Annotated in this window: 9 protein-coding genes; 6 read left to right on the forward strand and 3 right to left on the reverse strand. The window is 62.1% G+C overall.

The features are described 5' to 3' along the window. The first annotated feature begins 310 nt into the window (after window positions 1-310). Window positions 311-715 (forward strand): single-stranded DNA-binding protein, encoded by a 405-nt coding sequence (locus EGN72_RS03440; protein ID WP_028030787.1) that lies wholly within the window; start codon window positions 311-313, stop codon window positions 713-715. A 132-nt stretch (window positions 716-847) separates the two neighbouring features. Continuing rightward, entirely contained in the window at window positions 848-3,112 is a 2,265-nt protein-coding gene (locus EGN72_RS03445) for a hypothetical protein (protein ID WP_127045249.1), read from the forward strand. A gap of 142 nt (window positions 3,113-3,254) precedes the next feature. On the opposite strand, the gene EGN72_RS03450 is transcribed toward EGN72_RS03445, so the two are convergent. After that, the gene (locus EGN72_RS03450; RefSeq protein ID WP_233587015.1) at window positions 3,255-4,397 is read right to left on the reverse strand and encodes a hypothetical protein; all 1,143 of its coding nucleotides are present in this window, start codon (window positions 4,395-4,397) and stop codon (window positions 3,255-3,257) included. Between the two features lie 303 nt (window positions 4,398-4,700). Between EGN72_RS03450 and EGN72_RS03455 the strand changes: the two genes are divergently transcribed. The 4 genes from EGN72_RS03455 (at window position 4,701) to EGN72_RS03470 (ending at window position 7,686) form a co-directional block, all read left to right on the forward strand. Beyond that, window positions 4,701-5,900, forward strand: a complete 1,200-nt coding sequence (locus EGN72_RS03455) for a DUF932 domain-containing protein (protein WP_127045250.1) — start codon at window positions 4,701-4,703, stop codon at window positions 5,898-5,900. A gap of 125 nt (window positions 5,901-6,025) precedes the next feature. Beyond that, window positions 6,026-6,466: a RadC family protein gene (locus EGN72_RS03460; protein ID WP_127045251.1), complete on the forward strand. Its 441-nt coding sequence runs from the start codon at window positions 6,026-6,028 to the stop codon at window positions 6,464-6,466. 108 nt (window positions 6,467-6,574) lie between these two features. Beyond that, on the forward strand, window positions 6,575-7,093 hold the full coding sequence (locus EGN72_RS03465) for a DNA repair protein RadC (RefSeq protein ID WP_127045252.1): 519 nt from the start codon (window positions 6,575-6,577) through the stop codon (window positions 7,091-7,093). Between the two features lie 101 nt (window positions 7,094-7,194). After that, window positions 7,195-7,686, forward strand: coding sequence for a DUF6878 family protein (locus tag EGN72_RS03470; protein WP_127045253.1), 492 nt, complete (start codon window positions 7,195-7,197; stop codon window positions 7,684-7,686). 232 nt (window positions 7,687-7,918) lie between these two features. Here the strand turns inward: EGN72_RS03470 and EGN72_RS03480 are convergent, their stop codons facing one another. After that, window positions 7,919-10,006: a tyrosine-type recombinase/integrase gene (locus tag EGN72_RS03480; protein WP_127045255.1), complete on the reverse strand. Its 2,088-nt coding sequence runs from the start codon at window positions 10,004-10,006 to the stop codon at window positions 7,919-7,921. Beyond that, a complete protein-coding gene (locus EGN72_RS03485; protein ID WP_233587016.1) occupies window positions 10,003-11,232 on the reverse strand; it encodes a tyrosine-type recombinase/integrase in 1,230 nt (409 codons plus the stop codon). The genes EGN72_RS03480 and EGN72_RS03485 overlap by 4 nt, the downstream gene beginning before the upstream one ends. Window positions 11,233-11,344 lie beyond the last annotated feature (112 nt).

Raw genomic sequence — 11,344 nt, forward strand, 5'->3', positions numbered from 1 at the left:
AACTGCTTCAACCCGGTTGCCTTGGTGAGGAAGGCCGAGTTCTGCGAGAGCCCCAGGCCGCTCCTATCCCCGGTGCCATCCCTTCGACTGACAATCCCCTAAGCCTGTTCGGCCTCTGGCGCGCAACCCCGCGTCAGTCCGGGCCGTGTTGGCTAGCGTTTCTGAGGAAACGCGTCACCTGCCCGCTCCACCCCGGCCCTCTGGAGGTTTCCGGTCGCCGTTCCGTCTCCCGTGCACGCCTCAGCCGACAGGCTTTTTCCGGGTCTTGTCGAAGGGACGGTCCCAGGGACAGGAAACACAGGAGCTTAGCATGCAGAACATCGTCATCCTCGCCGGCAACATCGGTCAAAAGCCCGAAGTGCGCTCGACCCAAAGTGGCACGAAGATCACCAACTTCACCCTGGCCACCTCGCGGCCGCGCCTCTCGGAAGGTCGCGTGATGCGCGACGAGAATGGCTACCGGGTCATGGACACCGAATGGCACCGCATCACCTGCTTCAACGGTCTCGGCAAGACCGTCGCAGAGCACTGCGAAAAGGGCATGAAGGTTCTCGTCCACGGGCGCATCCACTACACCAAGTGGACCGACGCCACCGGCACTGACCGCTACGGCTGCGAGATCATCGCCGAGAAGGTCGACTTCCTGAGCCGCCCGAAGTCGGCCGAAAACGAAAACCCCGAGCTGGTCGATCGAGACGACGAGATCCCGTTCTGAAAAGAACGGGGTCTCCCCCTCGGGCCCGGCGGGGAAACCCGCCGGGTTCTGGGCTTCCCTCCGGTCGAATGCCCCTCCCGTCCAATCGTTCATTTCGATAGCTGGGCCGCCCCAGAAATCGAAGGATGGAAAATGAAATCAACATCTTCTGCTCTCACGCCGCGCAGGATCGCCGAGTTTTGCAAGAGCCGGTTCACGACGATCTTCACCGAAGGTGAGGTGCGCTTGCTCTATGGCTGCTTGGTCGACCTGCTCGAACGAGCCGAATACCCGCCCTATCGGGGCAGTGGGCTCGACCTGCAGTCCCTGTCTGCCATGCTCGACATCAATGTCGAGCGGCTCCGCGCCCATCGGGCGCACTTGCAGCCGATCTTCGATGCTGTGGCACGGGAAGTTTCGAATGTGGACTTGCGCCCGGCTCGCACGGCGAGCCGCTCAATGCGTTCCAAGGTCACCGTGCCTTCCGCGAACTCCGCCGCCGTTCCAGTGACCAGCAGCGAGAAGGTTCGCAAGAAGCCCGGCGTCCGCCCGAGAGCGATCGTCGAGTTTCCCGAGCCACTGGACACGACATGGAAGGACCCCGCGACCTTTGGCGAAGCCCTTCAACTGCATGCCCGCCGTCATGACGAAACCATCTACCACCTTTACAACGCCGTGGTGAGACCCGAGGACGGCGTCAATCGCAGCACGCTGATCAGCTGGGGGCGCGGCAAGAAGGTACCGCGCGCCGCGATCAGCCTGGAAATTCTTGGGCGGATCGAACGGCGCTATCGGCTACGCGCAGGCTACTTCCTGAGCCTGTCCGGTACTCCGGATCGAGCACCAGGCGATTTTGATCTGGACGACATCTCCCAATCTGAGCGCCGGCGTTTGGCTTGGCACCTCCCCGAAGATTTCAACCGACGATCAAGCCAGGAAAAGGCAGAAATGATGAACTGGGTCCGCACCGTGATCATAAGCGGGTCAACGGACTATCGCAGGTATCAGGCAGCGGCCATTCGCCAGCGCTATGCGGTTCGCTTCAGCTGTGCCTCGGGGCCGGTCCGCAAGTCTTCACCCGCACGGACGCCGGAAGAGTCTGGCATCGTCATCGCGCCCAAGCGCCTGAACGACGAGATGGCCGAATTCCTTCGCTTCAAGACGTCGACATTCGCTGCCTTCGGCATGCAGAGGAACGGGGTCTGGGGAACGGAGACAGCTTCCCAGAAGGTGGAGCATTTCGGGCTATGGTTCGGGGCGTTCGTGGCCCCACCCGAGAGCGAAGTACAGGGTCTCGGCGTCGATCCAAAACTTCTGACCTTTGCCATGATGATCTTCCCCCAGGTTTGGGATTGGTACCTTCATTGGCGCGAGCGTCGTCGCGGCTTTTACACCAAATGGGAGATCGACCTGCTATCGATCGCTGCAGCGATTTGCCGAGAAGAGACCGGTTGGCTGCGTCAATCGCCCCGCATGGGGAGCAGCCTTCGGCCGATTGAGGGCTTGGTTACCGAGGCTGATATCAACGCGGTGCAGTCGGATTGGCCCGCCGCCTGCGACCGCATGTACAAACACGCCCGTCGTCGGATCAAGGAGATCGACCGCGTTGCCCGCATTCATCGAGACCCTTTCGAGCCCATCCTGCCGGTGCTCGAAGCGCCAAGTCCGGTCGGCGAGTACCGCAAGATCACCGAAGAAATCCTGCGGCGGATGCCAGACGAACGGCACAACGCCCGTGCGGCGGCAGAAGCCGTCCGTGCTTTCCTGATGCTGCGTATCGGGCTTCACACGGGGCTGCGGCAGAAGAATTTGCGCGAACTAATGCTGTGCCGGCCAGGGACCTTGCCGACATCGGAGCGCAAACTGGAGGACCTGAAACGGGGCGAATTGCGTTGGAGCAGCCGCGACCAGGGTTGGGAAATCCTGATCCCGTCGGTGGCATTCAAGAACGCCAACTCGTCGTTCTTCGGCTCAAAACCATTTCGCCTGATCCTTCCGGACCTCGGGCGACTTTACGAACTGATCGAAGCCTGGATCGAGCGCCATCGCGCTCGGCTTATCGGCGATGCGGCTGACCCGGGTACCTTCTTCGTCAAGACGGCGAAGATGACCAGCACCAATGCGGCCTACTGCCAGAACACGTTTTATGAGGCTTGGCGCACAGCGATACAGCGCTACGGCATCTATAACCCATGGACCAAGCGCGGCGCGATTGAAGGCCTGTTGCCGCACGGGCCGCACAATGTGCGGGACGTTCTGGCCACCCATATCCTGAAGCGCACCGGGTCCTACGAACAAGCGAGCTACGCCATTCAGGATACACCGGATATGGTCGCGCAGCACTACGGTCGGTTCTTGCCGCAGGACAAATCCGAGATCGCGGCCCGGATCCTGAACCAGGTCTGGGAAGCGGCCTAGCCAGCTTCATCATAAGGCGAGGATGAGACCCCGATTCCAGAACCGGGGCCTCATCAGTTGTCTTGGAGTTTGTCCGACCCGCCGGATGAAAAAGCTGCTCGACCGAGACTGCCCGAAGTGTTGGCGGTCCGACGCTCCGGCGCTACTGGTCTTTGTTCCTTTCTTCGACGATGCCGTGACTGCGATAGGCATCAAGCATCATGCGGGTATAGTCGGCCGTGCTCTGGGTCACTGTGGCCAAACCGGGCCACGCGAACAGCGGATCCGACCACATAACTTCCAACTCCAGTTCGATCCCGAGCACTGCAGCCACGTCGATCGCGGCTGTCGGCTCCTTTTCTTCGGGCCAGTAGCGATCCTCGAAGGAAATAACGACGTCGAGATCGTCATCCACCCAGATTTCGGCAAGACCCGCGCCCATGCGCTCACTGGCATTGGTCGCATCCTCGAACAGGGCTGCCCGGATCAAATGGGTCACCTGGTCCTTGCTGAGATCAAGTCTTGGCCGCGGATCGACGATGGAGACGATAGGTTCCACCTCTTGCCCTTCGGCGCGAACTTGGACGGGCACTGGCTTTCCCTCGTTCGGCCCTAACCAGAACGCTTCTGGGAAAATGTTGATCGGTGATGCGCCGCAGCCCAGGCAATGCCAATGGCTTCCAGCGATCTGTCGTCCGGTGATTTCGGCATCGCAATGGAGGCAGTACCAGAGGTTCGATTCCTCCATCTCCAAGAACGGGTGGCGCACCTTTCCTTCCGCATCCGGTTTCGTGGCGCGACGTGGCCAATCGGCAAATCGTCGCGCCTTGACGCTCTGCATAAATTCCTCGGCAATCCCGATGGCTTCTTCGCGCAGCATTCGATCGTTCATCGGGCTGTTCTGGGACTGCTTGATGTCGATCTCGACCCGAGGGGCGGTCGAAGGGTTTTCTAGCAGGACGATCCGCCAACCATCGCCTTCCATGTGGACGTTACCAAACATTGTTTTCAGCGCGTATGGATGCCCCCGGACTTCTCCTCGAGTGACGGCATCGGGGCCCCCGAAGATATGGTCGAAGGTCGAACCCTCGTAGGAAGTGATCCGTTCCACGAAGGCCTTGATCGTGGCGACTTGTGCTTCGGAGGGAGCCCACTCTCCTTTGGCGCTACCCGTCAAGGCATTCCAATGGGGAAAGTCCAATCGTGCCGCAACAAAGTCGAGCGCTGCGTGCTGTGGTTGACCGGTCGCTCTGGCGTAACGCTTTGCCAGGAGTTTCAAGTTCTTAAGCTTATCGTTCTGTGTCATGATCCATGTCCAAGCTGGATCCGACTAGGTGCCCGCTGCTAATCAGACCCGCCTATGGCATGAAGTCTGCTGTTCGAAGTCAAAATCGCTGCAAAGCTTCGCGTGGCGGGCACACCGGCCTGCGAGAAAGGCCATATACAACGTCTGCCATTTTCGATTGCAGGTCAAGACCGATGCGTTGCGGGGTTGGAGCGCCTCTGGCTTTGCACCGTTTGCCCGAGAGAGTCCGAGTTGTGCCGGTTTCCCGGTGACGGGTTGAGGGCTGGGAGAGTGGCTCCTGGCGCCCGTCACGGAGGAATACCGATGGGCGTTATAGAAGTTCTGGATCCGGTCGCGCCGACGCGTGCTGGTGGCTGGAAAGTGGATGTGAGCCGGGGTGAGCGGAACGGGCGGGTGTCGTCCGAATGGTTCAACCGGCCCGATGATGAGCGGTATCTGTCGCTCGACGATCTCTGGGCCAATGTAAAGGGTCGGTCAGAGCGCAGCCGCAGCCGCGTGGTGCAGACGGCCGACATCCGCGTCGAAGCCGCGCGGGATAACCCCGAGCGGTTGCACCTGATGTTGCCGAAAGCGCATGAGCCGGTCGCGCCCACGCACTGGGCTTTTGGCCAGCTTGCCAGCATCGTCGGTGCCCCGGCGTCCTACCTGCGGCAACTGCCCGCGCCGCTTGCGGGGATCAACCTGCAATACGGTCTGACCAACCACCGCGCCGAGCAGGTGAAGACTTTCGAGACGGAAGACGGCCGCACGGAGCTGCGCGCGGTGACCGGCCCGGACTATGGCCGTATCCATGACCATGAGTTGGTCGAGGCGGTGCAGCGCATCGCGGGCAATGGCACCGGAGACACGCGCTGGAAGGTGCCGGGGGTGCTCGACTGGTCGACCGGGGTCTACAACCCCGACGTCGAGATCAGCCGTGACACGACCACGCTTTATGCCTCGGACCGCGACGTGTTCCTGTTTCTGGTCGATGATCGAAACCCGATCGAAGCGGGCAAGCTGCCGGATGGCTCGCCCGATCTCTACTTCCGGGGCTTCTACTGCTGGAACTCGGAGGTAGGCGCAAAGACCCTCGGCATGGCGAGCTTCTACCTGCGGGCGGTATGCCAGAACCGCAATCTCTGGGGCGTCGAGGATTTTCAGGAGATCAAGATCCGCCACTCGAAATACGCCGCCTCGCGTTTCGCACATGAGGCCGCCCCGGCGCTGACGCGGTTTGCCAATTCCTCGCCGCATGGCTTCGTGAATGGCATCAAGGCGGCACGGCAGCAGATCGTGGCGCGGACGGACGAGGACCGGGATAACTTCCTGCGCAAGCGCGGCTTCTCGAAGGCTGAGTCAGGGAAGATCATCGAGAAGGTGCTGATGGAGGAAGGCCGCCCGCCCGAAAGCATTTTCGACTTCGTGCAGGGCATCACGCGGCTTGCGCGCGACAAGACCCAGCAGGATGCCCGTCTCGACATGGAAGGGCGCGCCAAGAAGCTCCTCGACCGGGTCGGCTGACGCCGGGCCCGACAACGCGGCCGCCTGCATCGGCGGCGGTCGCGCACTCCCCTTCCACATGCATGCCACTCGCCCCGCCCCGAGAGGGCAGGGGGTTTCGGTGCGCGCATTTCAGCGAGATCCTCATGACCCCCCAGGAAGAAACCGTCATCCTCGAGGCCCGCGACATCCTCGGTCGCTACCTGAGCCAAAACCCGGTCATCGGCAGCTGGCAGGCGCTGATGGACTATTGTGCTCTGACCGTCCGCGGTCCCATCGAGCGCTTCCACGTGCTCTACCTCGACCGAAAGAACCGCATCATCGCCGATGAGCTTTTGTCGACCGGCACGGTCGATCACGTCCCGGTCTATCCGCGCGAGGTGATCAAGCGGGCGCTGATGCTGAACGCCAGCGCCCTGATCCTGATCCACAACCACCCGTCGGGCGATCCGACGCCGTCGGAGGCCGATCTCAGCATGACCAAGGAGATCCAGAAGGGGTGCAGGTATCTCGGCCTGACGCTGCACGACCACATCATCGTCGGCGCCGGGACGGAGCTGAGCCTACGAGCCTTGGGCAAGCTCTGAGGGCCCATCGGACCCGTCACCGCTGCCCCTTCGAGGAAGAGGGCGGCGGTTTGGTCTTTGACGGATGAGGCGGGGAGAACGGCTTCCCGCGCCGTTGGAGATTTTCCCATGTTCGACCTGCCATTGCCCATCCACCCGACCGCTTACGCGCGGGGCGTCCCGCCGCATTTTCCCTCGGGCGACACCGACCCCAACCACCTCTTCGCCCTGACCCTGTCGCGCCGCGCACCGGCTGATCTCATGTCGGGCCGCGCGGCTCCGCTCGTCCTCTCCCGTTTCGCGACGCTGGCCGGGGCCATGCAGGACGCGATCGACCATGCCGAGGGTATGGCCCGGGATGCCGCGCCCCAGTTTCTCGCGATCATCGACCGCGACGAGCGCCTTGTGCTGGCCGGGGCCGCCAGCGACCACGCTGTCGCCTGGTGCCACCCGGTGACGAGCGCGGCCGAGGCGCGCGGCGTGGTGACCGAGGCAAGCCAGCTGCGCGCGCAGGCGGGCCGTGCGGCTGCCTGGGGTGAGCCCGATCTCGCGCAGCGGCTGCGCCACCGCGCCGATCTTCTGGATGCCCGGCTCGTCGACCCGCTCTGGCGCGCTTTCGCCGCCGGGGCGCTGCAGGTCGCTGCGTGAGGCCCGAGAGACAGAGGAGGGCAGGGGGGATTGGGAGCTTGTCCGGGGGAGAGAGATCGCCCGGCCCGGCTCCGTTCCCTTCCCCTTACCGGAGACACCCGATGAATCTGACTGAACCCACCCTCGCACCGCCGATGGCACCCCCGACCGTCGACATGGCGCAGATCTTCGCGGTGCATGCCGAACGCACCGCCCGGATCGAAGCGCTGCGCCCTGGCAACAAGGACCGCCTCTTCGATGGTCTTACGTCCGCCGGCATCACCCATGTCACCGTGACCTTCGACGGTGCCGGGGACAGTGGCCAGATCGAAAGCATCGGCGCTTGGTCCGGCGAGACTGCCGTCGATTTCCCTGCGACCGAGATCGCCTATGCCGCGCTGACCTGGGACGACCCCGAGGTCGAGATGCGGCAGCTCTCGCTGGAGGATGTGGTCGAGCAACTCGCCTACGATTTCCTCTCCGATACCCATGGCGGTTGGGAAAACAACGACGGCGCCTACGGCGAGTTCTGCTTCGACGCCGCGGCCCGCTGCATCCACCTCGAGTTCAACGAACGCTTCACGTCGTCCGAACTCTACACCCATGATTTCTGAGGGGGCGGCGATGGCACATCCCTATCACCACGCCCTGTCCTCGGTGAAGAAATGGGGCGGCACGGTCGAGGATTTCATCGGAGTGCATGCTTGGTTCGATGTTATCCGGACAATCAAGCTGTTTTTGTTCTCCGGGTCGGGGTTTGTCGTGGTTGTCCATAGGAGGGCCCCCGCCGCCCGCGTAGCGCGGATACGCGCGCAGCGGAGCGGGCGGCGGGGAGGTACCTGTGGGCTACCGCGACATTTTCCGTGCCGCTTCGACCGCCTGCCCGACCTCCTGGGCCGCGTCTGCGACTGGCTCGCCCAGTTCGACGAGAAGCTGCTCAATGCGGGAGGCTATTCCTGAATGCCGTTCGATCTCTCGCGTCCAACCCCGGCACCGCGCATCTTCTGTCAGATTGAGTTCGAGGCGATGGCGCGCCCGCAGCCTCGGTGCATAAGATCGGGTGGTGACGAATTTGGCGCAGTTCAGATAGAGGTCGCATTCACAGGGGCCTTCTTCCGGCAGCCGCAGACAATGACCGAGTTCGAGCTCGGTCTTCAGGAAGTTGCACTTCAGCCAATCGACCGTGCTCTGTGGAAGGCGCTGATTGCGGATGATCTCTGCCGCGGGTCCGGCGATCGGCGCATCAGGTTTCAACACGGCCTTATAGTCGGCAAGCACCGCTTCATCGCTGACACGGATATAGACCATCGACATGTGCGGGCTTTGATGCCCAAGCACGTCCATGATCGTCTGCATCCGCGCACCGCCTTCGGCGAGTTCCGTGCCGACCGTATGGCGGAAGCGATGTGCCGAGATGAGATTCTGCCCTTTTCCATCGACCAGGCCGAGTCGGTGAGAGATGTCTTTGAGTGGATAATTGAACAGGTAGTCGGGCGAGATCGCGACACCGCGGCGGTAGAAGAGCAACTTGACGTATTGGCCTGTTCTGGCATCCGGGACCGGGCGTTCGTCCGACTTTGCGCGCAGGGCAATCACCCTGCGAAGAGCGTCGGCAGCTTCAGGGTGAAGCGGCACGAGCCGTTCCCTGTAGGTCTTTCCCGCAGGAATGCGCAGCCGTGGCGTTCCGTCGGGATAGGCGTCCAGACAGTCGACGGGCAATCTTGCGATCTCTGTCCGACGGGCGCCGGACCATCGCGCGATCAGAATCGCGGCGCGCTGGAAATCGCAGGAAAGCTTGCGGACCTCTTCCATCAGGGGGCCAAGCTGTTCGGCGGGGATATACCGAGGGAGCCGCTGCGGAAGGCGGGGAAGATCGCGCGTGTTCAGCACTGGTCGCGTAGGGAAATCTGGCCATTCCCAGGCCGCGCCCTCGCTGAGGAATTGCGCAACATGAAGCGCACGGGATCTTTGGGCGGTAATCGACAATGGACGCTTGGTTCTGGCGCCGACTTGGCTCCTAAGATCGATTAGGAAGGCAGTCATCACCTCGGACGTGACATCGGCGAACTTTTCGATCTTTGGATCGTGGCGAACCAGGAAGTCGACAAATCGGCGGAGCGACACGGCGCAGTGGTCGACCGTCACTCTCGAAAGACTTGTGCGCTTTATCTCCAGCCAGCGCTCGACGAATACGCCCATGTCTGGCCTCGGATAGACGTACGGCCTTCGCTTGTCGGCACTCATGCGTGGCCGCGCGATGCCGTTGCCGAGGTGGTGCAGGACAAGCTGTGTCTGTCGGACATAGCGGTGCCAGTAATGGGCGGTCGTCTTGGCCTTCTGCAGGTCGTAGCCATGAAAGCGCTTCATCAGGGAAGACGCCGCATATGCAGAAATTGCATCGTTCAACGCCTCGAGGTCATCGGAGGTGACAAGTTCAGGCGAACGTATGCCGGCATGAAGCGCAATTCGGGAAACCACCCAGATGGTCGACCCCTGTGGCGTCGTCTGGTGATACCCCATCGCCTTCTGGCGTTTGCGGAGATCCGGAATGCCCAGATCGATGCCCAGCTGCTTTGCGAGTTGGGCGGCATACATGGGCGAAATCGACAGGAGGAACCCATAGTCGAGGCGGAGGCGGTCCGTGAAGGCGAGGTAGTAGAGATATTGCCGCGCCCAGAACGAGGCGGGGTGTTCAGGTGTGAAGGCGGACGTTCCGTGAAGTCGGCCGAGCCGAACCTCAAGCGGTTGTTCGCACCAAAGAGCGAGATCGGGAAAAGCGGCGACGAACTCTCGACGTTGAGCGATATACCGGTTCTTCATATTGCGGGTCATGTCGAGGCTGAGGATAAATGTGCGGTATTCCTCCTCCCCGCTATGCGACGGCGCGATGTCGGTCGGAAACGTCCGCAGGGCATCCGGCAAGGGATCTGTCATGGCTTCAGCCCCATTGCACGGCTGTACTCGGCGAGCACAGTGGCGTCGGACACGCGTGTATAGATGCGCGTCGATTCCGGTGATGCATGCCCGAGCCGGCGCTGCAGGGTCAGCTCTCGCATGCCTGCTTCCCACATGCGGGTGGCGTGGGTATGCCGCAGCGCATGCGGTGTGACGCCGGGAGACTTGATCCCGGCGCGTTGCGCCGCTCGCGCGAAGGCTTTTGCCAACGCGGCATAGGACAAGGGCTCAGATCGCCTCGTGCCGTTTCCACCGACCAGAAAGATGAACGGCGTCTCTGTCTCGCGGGGACGGTCGCGCATAACATAGCCGCTGATGGTATCGAGGGCCTGCCCGTCATGCATGTCGACGACACGCTCGACGCGCGACTTTCCGCGTGCCCCTTTCGGGTGATCATCGCGACATCGGACGGTCACGCGCCGCCGCCCATAGGCGATATCCTCGAGATGCAAACTGAGTGCTTCTCCTGGCCGCAGCCCACCGTGCAGCATCAGCAGCACAAGGGCGCGATCGCGCAGGCTGGTCAGCTCGGCGAGTAGACGTTCGATTTGGTCGTCGCTCAACGGGCGAGGCAGGCGGTGAACGCTGCGGACACGGATCACGCGCACACTCGCTGAGCGATGGGAAATGCCTTCAAAGAACGGTCTGTGCCGATCAGTGACCGCAGGCTTGTTGATACTCTTGCTGACCCGCATCGGGTTCGGCGGGGTCAGCGTCCCTGCGATGATCGCCCAGTCGCAGAAAGAAGACATTGCCGCCAGCGCTCGATTGACCGTTGCCGGTGACAGCCGATCCGGGCCAGCCGCATTTGCGGACCGGCCGGGGCGCATATCGATCCGGTCGTGCAGGTAAGCGATCAAATTGACGGCGTTCGCGATGTTGAAGCCCTGCCACTCGAGCCCTCGGGCTTCGAAGAACTCCCACACGCGCCGCAGGTCGTAGGCGTAGGAGCGAATGGTGTTCGGGGATGAGCCCCGAGCGTCAAGATAACGGAGGAAATCGTGAATCGGTTCGACGGAATTACCCGCATCGTCGCGGACAAAATAGCGAGGGACAGTCCCCTCTGGAGTTCTGGTGACTTGCATAGTCGGTCCTCGGAAAAAGGTGAAAACTTCAGCCTTGGAGGTGAAATCGCAAGTGTCCAGATAATCGACCAGAGCAAGGAGATTACTGCGGACTTTCGGCATCGGGCGCTGCGCCACCATGCCTTATCCTGACTCTATGGAATCGTCTCATTTCTGAGCATGGTGCGGGTTATGCGGAACCTTGGGATCAAGAGATGAGCCAGCCCCGGCCCGCTCTCCATCAAAAGGGCCG

The sequence above is a fragment of the Pseudorhodobacter sp. E13 genome (assembly GCF_003991405.1).
Taxonomy (GTDB): Bacteria; Pseudomonadota; Alphaproteobacteria; order Rhodobacterales; family Rhodobacteraceae; genus Pseudorhodobacter.